This is a genomic window from Bdellovibrio sp. (assembly GCF_036384735.1).
Lineage (GTDB): Bacteria > Bdellovibrionota > Bdellovibrionia > Bdellovibrionales > Bdellovibrionaceae > Bdellovibrio.
In genome coordinates this window covers 179889-200182 of record NZ_DASVLT010000035.1, presented here as the reverse complement: position 1 = coordinate 200182, position 20294 = coordinate 179889, and the positions used below count along the sequence as shown (strand labels likewise).

General features: G+C 42.7%; 22 protein-coding genes. 15 read left to right on the top strand and 7 right to left on the bottom strand.

The window, feature by feature from the left end; genetic code table 11:
* Window positions 1-151: 151 nt before the first annotated feature.
* The 12 genes from tsf (at window position 152) to VF412_RS10400 (ending at window position 10283) form a co-directional block, all read left to right on the top strand.
* Window positions 152-1081, top strand: coding sequence for a translation elongation factor Ts (tsf, locus tag VF412_RS10455; protein ID WP_331339186.1), 930 nt, complete (start codon window positions 152-154; stop codon window positions 1079-1081).
* A gap of 1 nt (window position 1082) precedes the next feature.
* The gene (gene pyrH, locus VF412_RS10450; protein WP_349259003.1) at window positions 1083-1796 is read left to right on the top strand and encodes a UMP kinase; all 714 of its coding nucleotides are present in this window, start codon (window positions 1083-1085) and stop codon (window positions 1794-1796) included.
* Between the two features lie 13 nt (window positions 1797-1809).
* Window positions 1810-2376 carry a ribosome recycling factor gene (gene frr / locus VF412_RS10445; RefSeq protein ID WP_331339184.1) on the top strand — a complete coding sequence of 189 codons (567 nt, stop codon included), beginning with the start codon at window positions 1810-1812 and terminating at the stop codon, window positions 2374-2376.
* Window positions 2377-2389: 13 nt separating this feature from the next.
* Window positions 2390-3139 (top strand): isoprenyl transferase, encoded by a 750-nt coding sequence (locus tag VF412_RS10440; protein WP_331339183.1) that lies wholly within the window; start codon window positions 2390-2392, stop codon window positions 3137-3139.
* Window positions 3093-3944 (top strand): phosphatidate cytidylyltransferase, encoded by an 852-nt coding sequence (locus VF412_RS10435; RefSeq protein ID WP_331339182.1) that lies wholly within the window; start codon window positions 3093-3095, stop codon window positions 3942-3944. Before VF412_RS10440 ends, VF412_RS10435 begins: the two co-directional genes overlap by 47 nt.
* Window positions 3945-4020: 76 nt before the next feature.
* On the top strand, window positions 4021-5697 hold the full coding sequence (gene rseP, locus VF412_RS10430; protein ID WP_331339181.1) for an RIP metalloprotease RseP: 1677 nt from the start codon (window positions 4021-4023) through the stop codon (window positions 5695-5697).
* An 11-nt stretch (window positions 5698-5708) separates the two neighbouring features.
* Window positions 5709-6398 (top strand): tRNA (adenosine(37)-N6)-threonylcarbamoyltransferase complex dimerization subunit type 1 TsaB, encoded by a 690-nt coding sequence (tsaB, locus tag VF412_RS10425; protein WP_331339180.1) that lies wholly within the window; start codon window positions 5709-5711, stop codon window positions 6396-6398.
* A gap of 11 nt (window positions 6399-6409) precedes the next feature.
* Window positions 6410-7381: a P-loop NTPase gene (locus VF412_RS10420; protein ID WP_331339179.1), complete on the top strand. Its 972-nt coding sequence runs from the start codon at window positions 6410-6412 to the stop codon at window positions 7379-7381.
* A gap of 8 nt (window positions 7382-7389) precedes the next feature.
* Complete coding sequence (locus tag VF412_RS10415) at window positions 7390-8013, top strand: helix-turn-helix domain-containing protein (RefSeq protein WP_331339178.1); 624 nt, start codon at window positions 7390-7392, stop codon at window positions 8011-8013.
* Window positions 8014-8020: 7 nt separating this feature from the next.
* The gene (locus VF412_RS10410) at window positions 8021-9010 is read left to right on the top strand and encodes an RluA family pseudouridine synthase (RefSeq protein ID WP_331339177.1); all 990 of its coding nucleotides are present in this window, start codon (window positions 8021-8023) and stop codon (window positions 9008-9010) included.
* On the top strand, window positions 9010-9708 hold the full coding sequence (gene pgeF, locus VF412_RS10405; protein ID WP_331339176.1) for a peptidoglycan editing factor PgeF: 699 nt from the start codon (window positions 9010-9012) through the stop codon (window positions 9706-9708). The genes VF412_RS10410 and pgeF overlap by 1 nt, the downstream gene beginning before the upstream one ends.
* The gene (locus tag VF412_RS10400) at window positions 9705-10283 is read left to right on the top strand and encodes a DNA-3-methyladenine glycosylase (RefSeq protein WP_331339175.1); all 579 of its coding nucleotides are present in this window, start codon (window positions 9705-9707) and stop codon (window positions 10281-10283) included. Before pgeF ends, VF412_RS10400 begins: the two co-directional genes overlap by 4 nt.
* 26 nt (window positions 10284-10309) lie before the next feature.
* On the opposite strand, the gene VF412_RS10395 is transcribed toward VF412_RS10400, so the two are convergent.
* Window positions 10310-10834 carry a hypothetical protein gene (locus VF412_RS10395; protein ID WP_331339174.1) on the bottom strand — a complete coding sequence of 175 codons (525 nt, stop codon included), beginning with the start codon at window positions 10832-10834 and terminating at the stop codon, window positions 10310-10312.
* A gap of 236 nt (window positions 10835-11070) precedes the next feature.
* Here VF412_RS10395 and VF412_RS10390 point away from each other — a divergent pair, with 236 nt between their 5' ends.
* Window positions 11071-12306, top strand: a complete 1236-nt coding sequence (locus VF412_RS10390) for a hypothetical protein (RefSeq protein WP_331339173.1) — start codon at window positions 11071-11073, stop codon at window positions 12304-12306.
* A 92-nt stretch (window positions 12307-12398) separates the two neighbouring features.
* On the opposite strand, the gene VF412_RS10385 is transcribed toward VF412_RS10390, so the two are convergent.
* The gene (locus VF412_RS10385; RefSeq protein ID WP_331339172.1) at window positions 12399-12773 is read right to left on the bottom strand and encodes a DUF333 domain-containing protein; all 375 of its coding nucleotides are present in this window, start codon (window positions 12771-12773) and stop codon (window positions 12399-12401) included.
* A 2-nt stretch (window positions 12774-12775) separates the two neighbouring features.
* On the bottom strand, window positions 12776-13876 hold the full coding sequence (locus VF412_RS10380; RefSeq protein ID WP_331339171.1) for a hypothetical protein: 1101 nt from the start codon (window positions 13874-13876) through the stop codon (window positions 12776-12778).
* Between the two features lie 118 nt (window positions 13877-13994).
* Between VF412_RS10380 and VF412_RS10375 the strand changes: the two genes are divergently transcribed.
* Together VF412_RS10375 and VF412_RS10370 are read left to right on the top strand one after the other, a co-directional pair.
* On the top strand, window positions 13995-16064 hold the full coding sequence (locus VF412_RS10375) for a hypothetical protein (RefSeq protein ID WP_331339170.1): 2070 nt from the start codon (window positions 13995-13997) through the stop codon (window positions 16062-16064).
* Window positions 16033-17997, top strand: a complete 1965-nt coding sequence (locus VF412_RS10370) for an adenylate cyclase (RefSeq protein ID WP_331339169.1) — start codon at window positions 16033-16035, stop codon at window positions 17995-17997. The genes VF412_RS10375 and VF412_RS10370 overlap by 32 nt, the downstream gene beginning before the upstream one ends.
* 18 nt (window positions 17998-18015) lie before the next feature.
* Here VF412_RS10370 and VF412_RS10365 read toward each other — a convergent pair whose 3' ends face one another.
* Genes VF412_RS10365 through VF412_RS10350 form a run of 4 tightly spaced genes read right to left on the bottom strand, consistent with a single transcriptional unit; the run spans window position 18016 to window position 20277 of the window.
* Window positions 18016-18246 (bottom strand): hypothetical protein, encoded by a 231-nt coding sequence (locus VF412_RS10365; protein ID WP_331339168.1) that lies wholly within the window; start codon window positions 18244-18246, stop codon window positions 18016-18018.
* Between the two features lie 9 nt (window positions 18247-18255).
* Window positions 18256-18888, bottom strand: a complete 633-nt coding sequence (locus tag VF412_RS10360; RefSeq protein ID WP_331339167.1) for a hypothetical protein — start codon at window positions 18886-18888, stop codon at window positions 18256-18258.
* Window positions 18889-18908: 20 nt separating this feature from the next.
* Window positions 18909-19346: a hypothetical protein gene (locus tag VF412_RS10355; RefSeq protein WP_331339166.1), complete on the bottom strand. Its 438-nt coding sequence runs from the start codon at window positions 19344-19346 to the stop codon at window positions 18909-18911.
* 10 nt (window positions 19347-19356) lie between these two features.
* The gene (locus tag VF412_RS10350; RefSeq protein ID WP_331339165.1) at window positions 19357-20277 is read right to left on the bottom strand and encodes a hypothetical protein; all 921 of its coding nucleotides are present in this window, start codon (window positions 20275-20277) and stop codon (window positions 19357-19359) included.
* Window positions 20278-20294: the final 17 nt, after the last annotated feature.

The following is a 20294-nucleotide window of genomic DNA, read 5'->3' as shown; positions in this document are numbered from 1 at the left end:
TACGCCAAGGCTACGGCGACCAAGTCCCCGTAGCCGCATAGGTAATGGCCTGTCCGCCGAAGCTTCAGCGACGGCGGAACCACCCCCGGGCATCACCGGGGGATTTTTATAAAGATCTTTATTACTGTTCTTATTATAAGGAGTCTTCCTAATGTCTATTTCCGCTACTCTTGTTAAAGAGCTAAGAGAAAAAACCAACGCAGGTATGATGGATTGCAAAAAGGCGCTTGAGGCGACTTCTGGCGATTTCCAAGCTGCTGTTGAATGGTTGCGCGTAAAAGGTCTTGGCGCTGCTGCGAAAAAAGCTGATCGTATCGCTGCTGAAGGCACTGTATTCGCACAAGTTGTTGGTAACACAGGTGTGATCCTTGAGATCAACTCTGAAACTGACTTCGTTGCTCGTAATGATGGTTTCAAAAACCTAGTTACTGACGTTGCTCACCACGTATTGAACGCTGTCAACGCAGTGGGCGACATCTTGGAACAAGCATTCCACAAAAACCCAACTAAAAAAGTTGGCGACATGTTGAAAGAAGCTATCGCAACTATCGGTGAAAACATCGTTATCCGTCGTTTCGAAAAATACACTGCTTCTGCAAACACATTGGTTCACACTTACATCCATGGTGAAGGTAAAATCGGCGTGATGATCGAAGTTGCTGCTGCAAACCCAGCTGCTGTTTCTAATCCTGCTTTGAAAACTTTCGCTCAAGACGTTTCTTTGCACATCGCTGCAATGAACCCAATGGCTATCTCTTCAGATCAAATCCCTGCGGATGTTGTTGCTAAAGAGAAAGAGATTTTGACTGCGAAAAACATCGAATCAGGCAAAAAACCAGAAATGATCGAAAAGATCGTTGATGGTCAAATCCGTAAGTTCTTGGCTGAGAACTGCTTGATGGACCAAGCTTTCGTTAAAAATCCAGACATGAAAGTTTCTGATTTGGCGAAACAAGTTGGTAAAGAGCTTGGCACTGACGTTACAGTAAAACGTTTTGTACGTTTTGAATTGGGCGCTGGTATCGAGAAGAAGTCTAACGACTTCGCAGCTGAAGTTGCTGCTCAAATGAAAGGACACTAATTTGAAAGAGCCTGTTTATAAGCGCGTATTGCTAAAGTTAAGTGGTGAGGCTCTTGCTGGAAAGCAGGGGACTGGAATCAACACTGCGACGATCACACAGATCGCGCAGGACGTGGCGGCGGCTTACAAAGCAGGCGTTCAAATCGGTCTCGTCATCGGTGGCGGCAATATCTATCGTGGTGTTGCCGCTTCTGCTGAAGGCATGGATCGCGCAAGTGCAGATTATATGGGTATGCTTGCGACTTGTATCAATGCTCTGGCTCTTCAAGATGCTCTTGAAAAAGCTGGCGTTCCTACCCGTGTGCAAACAGCTATTGAAATGGCTGAAATTGCTGAACCTTATATTCGTCGCAGAGCTATCCGCCATCTGGAAAAAGGTCGTCTTGTTATTTTCGGTGCAGGCACTGGAAATCCATTCTTCACTACAGACACTGCCGCTTCCCTTCGCGCGATGGAAATCAATGCTCAAGTTATTATGAAAGCGACAAAGGTTGACGGTATCTACGATAAAGATCCGGCAAAACACGCTGATGCGAAGAAATTCGACAAGATCAGCTACATCGACGTATTGAACCGCGGTTTGCAAGTCATGGACTCGACTGCGATCAGTATGTGTATGGATAACAAACTTCCAATTATTACTTTTGACCTTATGGTTCCAGGAAATATTCTGAAAGCCGTTCAAGGTGAAAACATCGGTACACTCGTACAATAAACAGGAGTCATCTATGTCAATCGCTGATGTGAAAAAGAATGCTCAAGCCAAAATGGAAAAATCTTTGGCATCATTGGGCGAAGAACTTAAAAAGATCCGTACAGGTCGTGCGCAAGTTTCTATGCTTGATAACGTGCGCGTAAATTACTACGGCAATCCGTCTCCACTTTCTCAAGTTGCATCTATCTCTACACCAGATGCTAAATCTTTCCTTATCGCTCCTTGGGAAGTTTCTATTCTTAAAGATATCGAACAAGCGATCATCAAGTCTGAATTGGGCATGGCTCCAATGAACGACGGTAAAGTGATTCGTTTGAAAGTTCCAGATTTGACTGAAGAACGTCGTAAAGACTTGGCAAAACAAGTTAAGAAGATCGCAGAAGAAGCTCGCGTTGCTGTTCGCATGGCTCGTCGTGATGCCAATGACGAAATCAAAAAGATGAAGGCTGATAAAAAGACACCATTGAGCGAAGACGAAGCTAAAAAAGCGGAAACAGACATTCAAAAAGCGACAGACGATATGATTAAGAAAGTTGATCAAGTAGCTGACGAAAAAGAAAAGTCGATCTTGACGATCTAGGTCCTAGGAGCCCATGACTCTACCTAAGCATATTGCAATCATTATGGATGGTAACGGTCGTTGGGCTCAGCTCAAACGAAGACCTCGCACATATGGTCACATCAAAGGGACACGCGTTGCTAAGAAGATTATCACTGCGTGCTCTCGCAAGGGCATTAAGAACCTGACTCTTTATGCTTTCTCTACCGAAAATTGGTTCCGTCCTCAGACTGAAGTGTCTTTCCTGATGAAACTTCTTCGTCGTTATTTGAAACGTGAAACTGAAAACCTTGTGAAGGAAAACATTCGCTTTTCTGTGATCGGTGATCTGACTCGCGTGCCAGGTGACGTCTATCAAGCTATTGAACAGGCTCGCGAAGCTACAGCTCAATGCACAGGCCTGAACTTGGTCTTTGCCTTGAGCTATGGTTCTCGACAAGAAATCACCCTCGCTGTTCGCGAAATCGCCGAACGAGTTGCTAAAGGTGAAATTTCTGCGGACGATATTGATGAGGCGATGATTAGCACGTCATTGAGCACTTATCCGACTCCTGATCCGGATTTGATTGTTAGAACAAGCGGCGAACAACGTTTGTCGAATTTCCTAATGTGGCAAGCTGCTTATTCTGAATTCTACTTCACGGAAGTTCTGTGGCCTAATTTCACGGAATCTCATCTCGATGAAGCGCTCAGTGCGTTTTCCGTGAGACAACGCCGTTATGGCAAGGTTTCTGTAAATGACAACTCCATCGACAAAAACAACTTGGAAAAGCTTCCTAACTAGAGCGATCTCTGCGATCGTTGCATTAGGGCTTATCATTGGTCTTTATTTTTACTATGGTATCAATGGCCTTAAGATCATCATTGGCGCAGTTGTTTTGATTGGCGCGTGGGAACTTCTCGGTATTCTTTTTAAAAATGAATCTTCTGTTTTTCTAAAAATCTCTTTCTTCGTTCTTTCTGTTTTGACGTTTGCGATTTCTGCGGTGGCTTTAAATGCCGGAGTTTTAGTCTTCGCGATCTCTTTGATTCTTCTTTGCATCTTCAGTCTTCTGGCACTTAACAAATCCGGGGAGCTTCAACGCATTGGTGATTTCCAGGCAAAGTCTTCGCTAGGTTTAGTATACATTGGTCTTTTGCCTGCGTTTGCATTCCGCCTTCTTGACCTTGAGCAAGGGCTTTCATGGTTTGTGTTCTTATTGGGCGTTGTCTTTGCGGGCGATACCTTTGCCTATGTATTTGGTGTGTTGCTTGGCAAACATAAGGTGATGCCTTCTGTATCCCCGAAGAAAACATGGCAGGGCTCTGTGGGCGGTATTTTGGGATCTATCGTCGCCGGTTACTTGTGCTGGAATTATCTTCTGGGTAACTTCAACGTGGGTTTCATTTTAGGACTTTCGGCTGTCTCAGGATTTGTCGGTCAATTTGGAGATTTTTTCGAATCGCTTCTAAAACGTATCGCAGATGTTAAGGACTCCGGAAAGATTATGCCGGGCCATGGCGGCGTATTAGATCGAATTGACGCTGTCCTCTTCGCAAGTCCTGTAGTTCTATTTGGCGTTGTGATCGTGTCTCATCTTTTGTCGTAAGAGAAAAGTCGAGAGCGTCAGCATAAATTATGTAATTTCCTAGCTCCTCACATCCTGTGCCCGTTACAATGGGCGGATGGATATGCTTCTAAATTTCTTACATCAAGGTCTTTCTGCTATTGTCCCGTTCGTAGTACTTCTTGGAGTGCTCATTTTTATTCACGAATTGGGTCACTTCCTCGTTGCTCGCTGGTGCGGCGTACGTGTCGAAGTTTTCAGTCTTGGATTCGGTAAGAAAATTTTAAAATATAAAAAAGGCGATACGACTTATGCTCTTTCAATCATCCCTTTAGGTGGTTACGTCAAAATGTTTGGCGAACAACCAGGCGATCATATTTCGGAAGAAGATAAGAAGTATTCATTCACTCACAAAAATGTATGGCAAAGAATTGCTGTCGTTCTTGCGGGTCCTTTGATGAACTTCTTCTTTGCGATCTTCATTTTCTTTTCGGTAGCAATGATCGGTGAAGATGCGAAGACGCCAGTTCTTGGCGATGTGCCCGTTAAGTCTGCGGCTTACAATGCAGGCTTCAGATCTGGTGACCGTTTGGTTTCTGTGAATAATAAGCCAATCAACACATGGGAAGATTTCCAACGCGTTCTAAATCAAAAGGAAAACCGCGACCTTCATTTGGACGCTGTGGTTCTTCATGAAGGTTCAAAAGAGCAAACTAAAGTTTCTGTTGATGCGAAATCAGAGCCGAATCCAAATGTTCTAAGCAGCTACGACTACGTAGCAAATGTCGATGGTTTGAGTCCAATGTCTGCAGGCACTACTGTGGGCGTGCAAAACACCTCTCCGCTGTATGCGATGGGTTTGCGCACGGGTGACACTCTAACCGCAATCAACGGTCAGAAGATCACTTATTGGAGAGAGCTAGAACCTTTGTTCGCAAAGCTTTCACCAAAGGAAACTCTTACTTTGGAAGTTCTAGGTGTTCGTGAAGGTGATAAGACTGAAAAGCCAATCACAATCACGATGGCTCCGATTGAATCTATTAAGTCTTATTCTATGCAAAGCTTGGGTCTTGAAAGCTCAGAGCTTTACTTGAGCAAAGTCATCCCAGAGTCCCCTGCCGCAGCCGCAGGTCTTCGTGAAATGGATCGTTTGGTTTCGATCAACAATATCACTTTGACGAAGTGGGAAGATGTTTTAAATAACATCCGTTCTTTCGATGGCAAAAATCCGGTCAGCTTATCTGTTCTTCGCGATGGTCAGACGATCAATCTGAAAATCACTCCGAAGATGACGACTCAGATGACTGCGAATGGTGCTGAGGAAAAGCGCTACACTATCGGTATCGCTCCTGTTGTGAACTTGGCAAATCCAGAATTGATGACTGTGAAGATGACAAACCCAATCGACGCTTTGGTTCGTGGAACTCAAAGAACTTGGGAAGTCTCTGTCATGACAGTTATGAGTTTCGTTCGCTTGTTCGAAGCGAAGATCTCGCCAAAAAATATCGGTGGCGTTTTGTCTATCGGCCAAGCTGCTAGCGAGACATTCAAGATCGGTATGACTCAGTTCTTGCAAATGATGGCGATCATTTCAGTGAACCTGTTTATTTTGAACCTTCTGCCTGTTCCCGTGCTTGATGGTGGACACTTAGTGTTCTATGTCATTGAGCTTGTGAAGGGGGCGCCTTTAAGTATGAGGAAGATGGAAGTTGCACAGCAAGTGGGTCTGGCTCTGTTAATGAGCCTGATGATCTTTGCTTTGTTCAACGACTTTACGCGTTTACTTGGCCTATGAAAATTCTAGCAATGGAAACCAGCACCCAGCTTGGCGGGGTCGCTGTCGTTATCGATGGTCGCGTTGTCGCAGAGGAGTCTTCTCTGCGACAAAAATCACATACCGAAATTATCTCTCCTTACGTTGATGAGTGCCTCAAAAAAGCCAGTTTAAAACTTGAAGATATCGATGCCTTTGCCGTTGGCCAAGGTCCTGGAAGTTTTACCGGAATTCGTGTTGCCGCCAACGCCGGAAAAACCTTTTCATACAGTTTCAACAAGCCCCTTGTAACAATAGATTCTTTAGTGTTGCTTGCCGAACAAGCTCGCGGCTCTTCCTATCCGGTTCTTTCTATCATTAATGCCTATAAGAATATGGTGTATCTAGGATTGTTTGATATGAACGGCGATGAACCGACATACGTCAAAGGTCCGGAGGCTATCCCAGTGCGCGATCTTTCCAAGCACATTGACTGTGATGTCACAGTTGTCGGCGATGGTTGGGAGACTTATCACGAATATTTCCCAGAAGAACTTGCGAAGAAAATGCACCGCCCGACAGAGCCTCGTGACTATCCCGAGGCAAAAACTCTGGCATTGATGTCGGAAAAGCGCGCCTTGAGTAAACAAACTTTGGACTGGAAATCATTTATCCCCCTTTATATTCGAGCCTCTGAAGCCGAAGAGACAAAAAAGGGAATTCTTATTTCCCCACTAAAGTAATCAGAGGAATCATGGAAAGAGACTTTGAGAACGACAACGTAGAAGCGCTTACATTTAAAAACTCTTCTGATAAGCCCCATCAAGCCAAACTTTGGGTTGTGGCTTCTGGAAAAGGCGGCGTTGGTAAAACGTTTGTCTCTTCAAGTCTCGGTCTGACACTTTCTAAATTGGGCCATTCAGTTGTTGTAGTGGATTTAGATCTCAGCGGTGCGAATGTGCACACAGTATACGGAATGAATCCATCACACATGAACATTCGCCACTTCTTTGAAGGTGTTAAAACTCTTCAAGAGCTGGTGATTCCAACTCAATTTTCCAGACTGTCTTATGTTCAAGGGTTCTGGGATTCTTGGACACCGATTGATTTCTCGATGGCGCAAATCGAAAACCTGGTGCCACAGTTGAAATCTCTTCGCGCTGATTATGTGATCGTTGATTTAGGTGCGGGCGCTTTGGAACCACATTTAAATTTATTCAGAGCTGCTGATGAAAAGTTTTTGGTAACCACACCAGAACCAACAAGCATTGAAAAGACGTATCGCTTTATTGAGTCTTACGTTTGTCATTCTTTGAAAGAGAATGCGACGCCAGATGCTTACGGCAATATGATTTCCACTTTGCGCAGTCATCGCCAAAGAACTTTGGCAAAACCATTTTCGTTCCGCTCTTATTTGAAGGATCAAACAGGCATTCACTACGACTTCTTTGAAAATCTAACAACGTCACCAGTTCGCCTGATCGTGAACTCAGCTCGAAGCCAGACAGAATGCGACTTGGGTCACTCAATGAAAAGTGTTTGCAATAAGTATTACGACCTTGGTCTAGACTTCCTCAGCTCCATCGATTACGACAATGCAGTGTGGCAGTCCGTTAAAGGCCGTGAGCATGTGTTAATTGCCCAACCGTTCACGCCACTTGCGGGACAATTTTTGGCCACATGCAAACAACTTATTGCTCCAGAGGAACTTAGAGCCGTAGTATAATACCTACGATGCAAGCGGCTCGATATAATTATTATGAAATTCTAGAACTAACGTCCGGTGCACCTCAACACGAGGTCACTGCGGCTTATGAGCGCGCCCGCAGCACGTATTCAGGCGATAATCCCGCGATCTATACAATTTTCTCTGAACAAGAAGCCCGTGAACTTCTTGTGATGATCGAGGAAGCCTATCAAATTCTTGGAAACAAAATCCTTCGCAATATTTACGATCAACGTTTGTTAAGTGGTCGTGCCTCTTTGAACGACCTTACTTACAATTCGATCGTTGAAGCGAGCAAGCAACTTTTCCCTGAAACTAAAACAGAGAAAAAAGAAGCTGCTTATACGAAGGACCCTGCATTCGAAAAAGAAATTTCGTCGCAAGAAAATTGGACAGGCGAATTCCTTAAAAAGGTTCGCGAATACAAGCAGATCTCTGTTGAGCGCATGAGCGAAATCACAAAGATCAATTCTTGGTATGTCACTGCGATTGAAAGAGTCGAACCAGCAAATCTTCCAGCTGTGGTTTTTGTACGCGGATACGTTGTACAGATTGCCAGAGCTTTGAATCTTGACGACAAAAAAGTCGCCGATTCCTATATGAAGATTTTCAAAAACTCCCTTGGAAAATAACACCCCTGTGACAACTTTAAAAGTAACTGCCAGCGAAGAGATGGCCGGGCTTCGCCTTGATAAAGCTTTGTCTTTGATTCCTGAAATCGAAACCCGCTCTCGAGCTAGCCATCTTATTGATAATTCACATGTTCTTGTAAACGGCAAAACGGAAAAAGCTTCTTTGAAAATTAAAGCTGGCGATCTGATTGAAATTCAAATGCCAGAGCCGACTCCGTCAGAGCTTCAACCCTATGATCTAAAGTTGGATGTTCTGTTTGAAGATCAAGACGTCATTGTAATTAATAAGCCCGCGGGCCTTGTTGTCCACCCCGCTGCAGGCCACGCGCATGACACCTTAGTGAATGCTTTGATTTCACATACGGATGATTTGTCGATGAAGTTTGGTGAAGAACGTCCTGGCATCGTTCACCGATTGGATAAAGAAACGAGCGGCATTATTGTCGTCGCAAAAAACGACAAAGCTCATGAATCTTTGACCGCTCAATTTAAGGAACGCAGCACACACAGAATTTATTATGCAGTTTGCATTGGCACCGCTCGCACAATGACTGGAACTATTCGCAGCTATCTGGCTCGCCATCCAGTTGATCGCAAACGCTATGCTTCTGTTCGTAATGACGAAGGCCAAATTTGGACAGATCCCGATGACCCACCAATGATTGGCAAATGGGCTTCGACACATTACGAGGTTCTTAGTCGGAAAAGCAATTTGAGCTACTTGAAATTGAAACTTGAAACAGGTCGCACACATCAAATCCGTGTGCATTTGTCTGAAAATAATTTGCCAATTGCCGGTGATAATCTATATGGAGCCGACAAAAAAATAAAATCCGTTGAGCAAAGGGTTATTCAGGAAGATCTTAGAGCTCTTCCAAGATTTCTTCTTCATGCGGCAGAGCTTGGGTTTACACATCCTAGGACGGATGAAAGAATGTTCTTCAAGAAGGATTGGCCTGAAGACATTCTAAGCCTCATCAAGAAATGGGGACTGTAGTGAATATCGAACAAACAAAGCTGGGATATGAAATTCGCACGCCTCATCTCGTGATGCTTTTCGGTGCTAAAGAATCACAATTAGATAATTTGAAATTGGCCTATCCTGATTTTGATTTCACTCGCGTAAAGCAAATTCACAGCGATGCTGTCGTTGAATCGAAGGACTCTTCTCAAGACTACCAGCAGATCGCTGATGCTCATTTTACTCGTACAAAAAATTTGGCTTTGTGTGTAGTCACTGCCGACTGCGTTCCTGTGATGTTCTATCATCATAAGACTGGCTTGATTGCAGGAGTTCATGCTGGATGGCGCGGCGTTGCCAATAAGATTGTTCTTAAGACAATTGATCAATTAGCTGCGCAGGGTGCACCCACTAATGAATTAGACGTTATTATCGGGCCGCATATTCAAAAGAAAAGTTTTGAAGTGGGCTTTGATGTCCGCGATCAAATTCTTAATACACTTGGCTCTTTAACTGAATTACAAAAGGCTTCTTACACAGAAAAGATTTCTGACGACAAAGCTTTGGTGGATTTGAACCAAGTCGTCAAAGCACAGCTACAAGCTGCCGGTGTTGAAGCAGATCGTGCCTTTGACTTACATATCGACACATTTACGAACGAGGATTTTCATTCGTACCGACGAGATAAAGAAAAATCTGGACGGCAGATCAGCTTCATCTGCCGAATCTCATGATCCTGCCTCAGGAATTCTATTTCGAGGACACTGAATCCGTTGCGAAAGCTCTGCTGGGAAAAGTTTTACATATCAATATCACTGGCAAAGAATCTCGCGCACGCATTGTTGAGGTCGAAGCTTACCTCGATGTCGACGATCCGGCTGCACACACTTTCGGTGACAGAAAAACCCCTCGCACTAAATCGATGTATTTGGATGGCGGACATTCCTATGTTTATTTAATCTATGGTATGTACAACTGTTTGAATGTAGTGACTCGCACTATCGATCATCCCGAGGCCATACTCATTCGTGGAGTAGAACCGCTGCCTCATCATACAGATATTAAGAAAAAAGATCTAAAAACGAACGGGCCCGGCAAGCTTTGCAAACACTATGGCATCACTCGCGAACACGATGGCCTTCGCTTGTGGAAAAAGAAATCTGCTTTGTATATAAGTGATGATAGCTTTGAAGTTTCAAAGAAGCAGATCGAAATAAAGCCTCGAATAGGAGTCGATTATGCTGGCGAGGCCGCCAAGTGGCCCCTGCGATTTTATTTAAAAGATAATCCTTTTGTTTCGCGAAAATAAAAAAGGCTCCTTATCGGAGCCTTTTTTTAGTTTCTAAATGTACATTCATCCGGACCGAAGCTCATTGGCATATCATAAGACATTCCATCTAGAATGAATGAAAAGTTCACTTCGTTTGTTGTCATCGTGTATTCATAAACTTTTGTCGTCACAACTCGAGTCACGAAACCGATTCCTCCGACTTTAACACCATTTATTTCAACATCGTCTCCGTGCCCGCAAGAGAACAATTGATCTCCGTGTTTTTCACACTCTACTTTTTTAAATCTCACAGTGAATGTGTTGCCGAGTTTTTTCATGACATCCGCCTTCTCTTTCAACATCGGAAAATCATGAGCAGTAACAACTCCAGAAAAGATCGGAGCATTTTGCGCACCAAAATGATGCTCAACTTTGAATTCAACAAGTTCATCACCATCCTGGTTCTTAATAGGCTTCGAATAGAATGCCGTCGTTGGCAATTCGTTCATACACGTGAAATCAGGAGTTACATTAGGACCTGCAAATGCAAAACAAGGAAACGCCAATACTGAAAGAATGAAAAATCTCACGAAAACCTCCACAGCCTTTATGCTCCAGGAGGTATCGTATTGAAGCTTTGAATTCTTGCCTAGAGGATTTCGAAAGCAGGTGCCGCGTTATTTTCGCGGAAAACATAACGAACAGACCGCAGGGGAACCCCCGTCTTACACTTGTTCGGCCTTATAATTATTCCCTGTCAAAATCTCTGACAGTGGCAAAATGCGCCCTCATTAGGGTATAAATCAACTTCCATTTGGAGGTCTCCGTGAGAGGTATAACAATAGTAGTCGTTTTTGCCCTCAGTTTAGGTGCATGCTCCTTTAAAAAAGACTCTGATAAATCCTCTCCAGCCGCACAGCAGGACGTCTTACAGACCCTTCAAAATGAGCAAGAAAAGCAAGCCGCCAATGGCAACTTAAACGATAAAAATGTTGCCGTTAAATTTACGGAGGATGAACCTGGTTATTACATCATGCACATTACTTGGCCTTCCAATATTTTCAGAGTGAAACTACAAATAAATAATCGCTCACAGCAAATTTTTACGCGTGTTTCTTCTTATGAAGAGAAGGTTGAAAATAAACGGAAATTCAAAATTGTACTAACCTCTACAGATCAAATCGGCAGTGACGTTTCTAGTTTAGAAATAAATAAAGCTGCGCCGACTGATTATTTTGTACAAGGCGACCAGGATTTAGAAGCCAATCTCAATATTGAAGCCAATCGAGTATTTTTTGATTCAACGTCTCGTTTGAATTTGAATGGATTTACATTAAGTATTTCTACGAATTATCTCTTTATGGCGAACAAAAATGTTGGCTCTGACATTTTTGCGACATCTGCAAATATCATTTCAAATATTCCAAACACGGCCGCAAAAGATCTATCTCAACTAATCGGTTCTTCAATCGCTATCAAGGCTGCTCATGCCGAAGGACTTCTTCGAGTCGCCCTAGTAGGTGCAGATGGTATCAATGGTCGTAATGGTTCTGATTTAGAAAAAGCCCAAGGAATTACACGTGATCGCAATCCTGCTCTTGCCGGCGCGAATGGTGCCGATGGAAAGTTGGGAATTATTGGCCACGCATGCTCTCGAGCTAATATAGATAGTGGCTGTCAAGGAGCTGAAGCTCTGTCATGCGTAAAGAAGCCTGAAAATGGCCTCGATGGCAAGCAAGGTCCTGCGGGCATTGATGGCGAAAACGGATCAGACGGTGGAAACTCCGGTTCGCTTTCTTTGGTCATCGATGATTCAAAGAATTTTTCCGTAGAAATTGGACAACATGTTGGACGCCCTGGAAAAGGTGGGGTTGGCGGAGCTGGTTTCCCCGGTGGAGTTGGTGGAAAAGCCGGAAGTTTTCCTGGCGAACCGTGCATTCGCGCTAACGATGGCAAAGAAGGCGCTCCAGGTATTGCTGGAAAAAATGGAGCTGACGGTCAACCTGGCAAAACAGGCACGATATTGACCGGCTCAGTAAAAACTACCATCAAAGACATCTAATTTTTATTGAAAGCATTTTGACTGAATGACTTGCTAACGAAGCTTTTCTTGAATCTATTAGATGTTTGCGGATTCTCTACAAAGATATCGCGTTATTTCCGCGGAAAGTGCTTATAGTAAAGATCCCACGCATCGATCATAGAACCGTCGTCGAAAATGCAATAGTCGTATTCTTTATTATCGGATGACTTCAAGATTCTATTCTTTGCACCAACATCCCAACAGTAATGAGCCGCCGGATCACCCGCAAGTGGCGTGTTCGCTTTAGTATTTTCTTTCGGTTTTCCACTGTATGTAGCCCAGGCCTGACAGTTTGGTTTTCCGGATTTTATGCAGTCTGAACCAAGATGTACCTTTTGAAACTCTGTAATCTTGATGTCTTTATATTTTTCGTTTTCGAAAAGCTTAAGTGATGTTTGAGCAAATGCCGAGGTCGAGAAAAGTGATATCAGTAAAAATGACTTCATAACTACTTCCTGTCACTCAACCAAACTAGCGAAGCATCCTGATATTGAGTTCTATCTAAGAGTTCTTTGGCATCCACCCAACCCTGACTGTTTTGGTCTTGCCAAGATTGACCCCAACTATTAACGACCTTGACAGCATCATAGCATCGAGATGGGTTGCAGACATTTCGATATCCGGCAATCACTAAAGAATGTACATTGCCACAATTATTTGAGACCTTTTGATCCAAGCATATATTATTTAAAGCCAACGGTCGTTTTTGCTTTAGGACTTCATGAATCTTATCGATAGCTACTTGATATTTTGTTTTTTTCTTATCTTCGTCAGAGATCGGCTTACTACTATCAGGATATACTTCGACGTTAACTTTATTTTTTCCATCAAAATTAACCATAGCAGATAACTTATTGCATTCTACTGGAAGAAATAATTGCCCTAAAAATTCTCTATAGCTATCTTGTGCAAATGCCCTTACGATTTCATCGTTAGTTTTATTTATATCGAAATTTTCAGTGATATCATTTTTTTCTTTACCCGCCGCCCACATCTCAGAAGCGCAAGTTGGACAGCTCTTTGCCTTTTCATGATACTGATCGTAATATGATTTCAGACGATCCCATAGAGCCTCCTGCATGTGATTTGCATCTTTAGCTCCACCGACTTTATCTAAAATTTTATCTAGAGAAAGACATTGTTCAGACGGCGCTCTTCCAGCACTGTAGGCAACTTTCTGTAGAACTAGAGAAGTGCTTCCGCCAATATTTGAACCTACATGCTGAGCAGAACTATTCGTTGTTTCGGAGCCCTCTGCAAACCTTACTAGACCGATAGGAGAAAATATCTGGCTCGGAGGCAATGACGAACAATCTGTTCCTTTTGCTCTGCAATTTTCTGCTGTTAAAATCGTCGAGGCAGCGAATCCAAAGCAAATCCCTAAAGTATCTTGTGACATTACTGGGGGAAGATTATTTACCAACTGTTCTTCACCTTTTGGAATGTCTTTACTTCCAATAGGCTTCAACCCATAAAGTTGGTCGTCATTTGCATTGGCTGCTATCGCAACAGTCAGCGTAAGGGCAAAGAAAAACAATGATTTATTCATAATATTTATGGTGCTGAATACTCGACCGTTCTGAAAGTCCTGAATTAAATCCGAGCCCTATGTCCAGTATCCACTTGAACCTCTTAAACGAAAGCAACTTTGTACCGAAAAAGAAGCTGTGTTTAAAGTACTTCTAGGCACTTTATTTCTATTTCAAAACTCTTGGGCTGTTCCATACAAACAGTCGTCCGCAGCCATTATCAACCCAGGAAAAGCATTTGTAAAAAATGAAGTCGGCAAATCGATAGTTTCTTATCGAGATTATGCTGACACCAGAATTGATTCAGATCTTGATGGCAAGGTGGATTATTGGTTACTTAAGAAAGGTCCGCTTGAAGTAGCCGTAAGATATGTACATGGAACGCCTTCATTTATGAAAATAAAAAAGGTTCTCCCACATCAAATCCTTGAAGCGATTTATCAGCCCTCTAAATTAAAAGACAGATCATGGGAGCTTTTGGTAGCCGCTAAACGCAAACCACTTTTAATGCATGGAGATCTGTCGAATACTGATGGATTTAATGATCCTAAACTCTGCCCAATTACCAAATCTAATAATAAAAATGATCTCATTTCTCTCGCAAAAAAAATGCAAAAAGAAGATGTAGCTACAAATATCGAAAAATACGATTATATTGACTCAGCTTCGTGTGCCGATCAATTCATAGACATCGAAAGTGCTTTGGCTGATCTCACATTTACAGATGCATTTAATCAATCCGACGATATTCCAAGTCCTGTTTCAAATTGCATCGAGAAGAATGGCGACACTTTCTTTGGCAAATCTGAAGATGGAAAACTTGCAGCACAATCCGCTTCCGCCAGTTATCAGACAGAAATTGCATCTTTGGCAATTGGTGATACCGGTTTCAAAAAAGGGATCACCTGTGAAGTGTCTGACAAAGCTACCGAACCAACTGCCGTACACCAAGAAGGCGGAGGAATCAGGATTACATTTCCCAGGGTGGTTGACGGACAAGAGAATAAATTAAAGGACCTTTTGCTACATGAGCTTCTTCATAGAACAAATCTTAAAGACGAGACAACTGTTAAAAAAATTGTGCACGAATGCACTATAAATAAAAATCGAGCTATCATTAAACATGGAGATGAGGGATCCTCTTTTAATTTTGGAAAAAATTCGGTTCAAAATGCCGCAGATAAAATCGCCGCGAAAGGTTCCACAGAAGAAGTTCAAAAATTGGCCAATGCGAAAACGTCAACATTCGGACTTCCTGTATCAAAAGAATTCGCTGTTCAAGAGCTGAAGACACCTGAAAATACCCCGGTCGATATGGCGAAAGAAATTGCCACTGCAACGCCAATTCCATCCGCCGAAACTCTAGCCCAGACTACAGTTCAGAAAACTCCAGAAGGAATTTCCGATGCTGTTAACAATAGCTACTCGGAAGGCGCGCCTGTTTTAAGAATGGCGAATCAAGTGATGGGCACAATGAATACGCCTGCACTTGCTGACACATCGACTGGAAGTTCAAGTGACAGCTATGTCTCTTCTTCGGACTCGTACACGGATTCTTCAAGATCTACTTCACCTTCTAGAACAATCGCTTCAACTAGCAACGGTCGAGTTGCTAATATCACGTCTAGAAATACGTTGAAGGCAGACGAAAAAGTTGTTGAACAGATTGATCTTTCAAACTCAAATTCCGCGATGGCACCGGCTGCCACCACTGTTTCTGACAATAACAACACATCTTCTACTACATCTGCTTCACCTCCATCGAATGACTCTGCGATGGCAAAAAGAGCAGCCTCTGTCAGCAGAAGACCTGCATCTAGTGGAAGCGGAAGCGATCTAGCGGCGGCGGGAGTTTCAAATCCAACAGTAGGATCACTAAGTTCTGGGATAGCAAGTGCAGACTCTTCTGGTCCAAGCGCTCAAGCACAAGCTAGAACGGCTACTTCAGGAAGGAAAGCGGCATCAACAGCATCCTCGGGGACCCCTAGTAACTCTTCATCCACTGGGGCATCAAAGGATGAAGTCGTCACATTCATATCCAATGCGAACTACGACACTTCGAAAAACAAGCTCAAGGATCCGACTTTCGTAAATACTTTAAAAGTTAACAAAGTCACCATCGTCGATCTTTACGGGAACTCTTACGGGGCTGATAAAGGCGATGTTATTTTCTTAGATGAAGGGAATCGTTTTGTCCGTCAAAAATAAACGCAACAAATCGATTGTCCTTTTAATCGTGGCAACCTTTTGGTTTTGCTATGTAGGTCTGACTTTAGGTCAATTTTATTATAATGTTTCTGGAATGGTTGCTGACATTATTCACGACAAGCAATCGCAGATGATCTATGTGGAAGACAATCAAGTCCCACAACTTGTGACTGAAAATACAAGTTTAATCACGCAGAACTTAATGAAAGCTAAGGACCTGGGTCTTATTCACTTCTTTATCCTTCAAAAAAATGCCGAGGTTATTAGTTCTTACAGTACCAACGGAGATGTCGGTTCTTTAAACGCGGATTTTAAGGTTTTTAATCAAATCCTAGAGACAAAGAATATCTCTTTTAGAACAATCAAAATTTTCAACTATCGTCTCACCGTAGGGATTTTCCAAAACCGCAACGACATTATTTTGCAAACCTTGAAAGATCTTAAAGGCCCCATTCTGCGCGACATTTTAATGGTGACTTTGTTTCTGTCATTTATCGTCTATGTTTTCCTAAAAGATATCATCGATCTCAGCAAAATATTGTCTGCTAAAAATCGTTCTGAAATGAAAAACGTAAAAGCTGTTTCTAAAGAAGCACATACCCTGCTGCAAGCAGCAAAGTCTTACGAGACGACTAAGAAAACGTTGGAGTACGAAAACAAAGTTTATACTGAGTCTCTGACCCCAGCTATCGTTCACGAAATGAGGTCAGGCAAAAAAGCCCCCTACTCATTCCAAACATCCATGATTCGTGTCGATTTAAATGGCTACACGCAAATCTTCCTTGATAAGAAGGACGAATACGTCACAGATATGATGAATACCTATTTCGTGCGCGCCCGTGAAATCATTGAACGTTATAACGGTTTAGTATATCAATACGTCGGGGACGAAATTGTTTTCCACATTAAAGAGGGAAAAGCGAACTCACAAGCCATGGCCGTCGCTTGTCTGCGTAGTATCTTTGAAATCGCACAAGACATCGAAGATCATCTGCCCGCTGGAGCCGACCACTATTTCAAAGTAAAAGGCAGTTTTGTATTAGGAAAAATTAGATTTGTACCACAGGATTCGGGATTTGGTCTTTCGGGTTTGCCGCTAATCGAATCCGCACGTCTTTTAAGTCAAGTTGAAGATAAGAAGCATAGTTCTATTACATTCTATACTGACAGTATCGAGCAGGTTCAAAATTTAGCCAAGATCGGCGAGTCGAAAGAAGTCCTACTCAAGGGATTCGACCATCCAATCAGTATTTCGAAATCCACAGAGTTTTACACAGTAAACGATGTTATCAATAACGGCTCCATCAAGCTCCTGGACTACTTCCGTGGTGATAAAGATCTGATTCATATCTATTCTTACCTTGAGGAATGCTTAAGCAAAAATGACGAAGTCTCTTTCTTCAGCGTTTTCGCAATTCTTAAGCATTTTAAAGTTCGTCACACTACGGGCGACCAGGTTTATGCATTTGAAAAGCTTTTATCTCGCGGAATCCAAGCGAACCGCACCGCTGGGCTTAGCGAAAAAGTCTTAGCCTCAATCATTTCACTTTGCTCGAATCTAGTTCCACCTAACTTTGTCCAAGAATCGCTCATCGACATGTTGACGGCGTGCTTAGATCATCAAGATCCTCGCACGCAGGCGAATACGATTATTGTTCTTGGTGATTTGGCGAAAGACACTCGCTTCCTAAGAAAATATATCTATGCTAAGCACAACCGTGTCTCTGCCGATGCATTGCTTGTATCTGGCAAAGAGAACTTCGACTCTGAACTAGCCGGTAAACTAAATGAGTTCTTAGATTCAAAAAATCCACTATTCCAAGCCAGTGGATCTTTTGTAGTAAAGCATTTAGCCGAATACTATAAATCCACAGATCCAGTATTCTTCGAAACAAATCCGGATCTTAAAGAACTTCTCAAAAAGGCCGCTTAAATTATAGCCACATGGTATCTATCGAACAATCGCTGTGATTTGCTCTTCGGAATAGCCACATGATTTGATCCTATACCCTGCCTCGATGGCTTCCTCTAGATTCTGAATCGAGGAAAGTCCTTGTAGACATTTTTCTATTTCAGACCTTTCAGCTCCTTTTCCACCGGCACCTCCAGAAGATCCGCCACCACCCTGGCTACAAGCACACAACGAAAGCATCAGACCACTGATTAATATTAATTTTTTCATCGGGCATTCCTATCTTTTCACAATCAGATCAAAGTATCGCGTACCTTTAAGAAGTACGTTTTGGTATCGAACCTCGACAACAATCATTAACGTTTTTTGTAGCTCACACACTTCCAAAGAACTTGCCTTATTTTTATATGAAATATGAATGCCCTCTTCATCCGAAGTCATCGTCAGATTGCCCAAGAGGTCGTCTCGCTTCGCTCCCATCAGATAGACGCCACTGATTTCATAATCTCTGATCTTAAAGCCACCCATATGAGGGCCGATAAGATCCTTGAAATCATAAGCATCAATATCCCATTTTATATCTTGGTTAAATCTTGCAGTCGTCCAAGCTTCACTAGAAAGGCTTTCTACTTTTTTCGCATTTTCTGAAATACGATCTGCAAGAGCTCTAATTTCATCTTCCTTAGTATTCAGCTTTTCATCCGAAAGAATTCCCAAGATGCGATCTGTATCCTTTTTGATCCTGGCCAACAGCTCGAAGATATTTCCTTGTGCTTTCATATCAATGCAATCTTGTACCAATGTCTTTTTATCATCCGCAGTCATATCAATGCTTGATTGACTGGATGACTTGGTCTTAAGACATCCCGTAAGACTAAACAAAACCAACAAAGCCAAAATCCAGTATTTCATAAGTTCCTTCTTTGCAAAAATCAGTTTCGTTCAAGCTCGCGATCAATCAGAAGATGATGAAGGGCCGTATTGATGCGAATGATTTGCGCCAAGTCCCTTCTTTCGATTTGCGAAATTCTTCCTGAGTTGGCCTTTTCATACAGATCGCGACTTTCTGCGATTTGAGATACACGAACGATTTCGGCTCGAAGCTCTGACTCGCTCAAAGTTCGATACTGATCCATAATGCTATTTACCGTAGGCAACCCAGAAAATGAATCTTCATGGGCTAAACCGATTTCATGCAAACTCGCAGAATTTCCCACCACAGTACTTGTAGAATTCGAAAGAGGACCACTCGAATCGACTGTCTTCTTGAATAGTTCTGCCGAGCCCGAAAGCTTTAATTCTTCATTTGCTTTAAAAGCTAGAATGACAATTCCCATAATTAATACACCAGCTATTAGTTTTGTCTTCATAAGATCACCCTTAGTTTAGAAGCTCGACCGTCACAGGTTCTTTAACCGAGGTTCCAAATACAACTAGGCTGTTCTTTCCGTCGAATCGGCTCCACACAAAAGATGGCTCTAAAGTATTTTCACCAAAAAGAAGTTTGAATAAAGCCAATGTACTTTTCTCTACTTCAACGGAATAACCACTTGTTGGCGAAATCAACTGACTTAGCCTGAATCCCAATCTGGCTGCTTTAGAAAATTTGCCTTCGTCTAAAGACAAAACGCTGAGACTTTGGCTCTCTACCGAACTATAAAACTCGTTCAAAGCAATCTGGCTTTTTTGTGGCAATTGAACTTGGACCGTCCCTTGAGCACGAATGATTGTCGCATGATTGACAATATCACAAGCGGTATCTCGACCATCTACTTTGAGCGCTACCTTTCCGGCAACATAGATCAGGTGAATGGGTAAAATTTGAAGGCCCAAAGAAGCACTAACCGCCTGCAAAGAGCCCGCACCATACGAACTTTTAAATCCGAATAAAGATGAGGTAATAACCTCGGAATGAGAGCTGGTCTGATTATAATAAGGAATAGATGACAAAGCAGTGGTAGGAATGTCAGCAACAAGATCTGTTGCCACTGAATTTCCCAAAATAAATACCGCAGAGAATGAATCTTCCATGGAATCATCCGAAGAAAGCTGCCTTAAAGTATCCGCACTATTGGCCGATACTTTCACTGAACCATCAGCAGCAAAGATGTCCTTTTTGAACTCCTCACACTCTTTGATTAAAGAGCTTTTAGGATTGATCAGGCTTACCTGCATCGAAGTCCTAAATGGAGCCTGCCAGAAACTAGATTTAGCGATGGCGATGTCATCTGCGTGAGCTTGTAGGCTCACGCACGCAATTACAGAGGCAAGAATCATTTTTTTATTGTTTAAGTAATTCATAGCTCGATCCCTTTTAT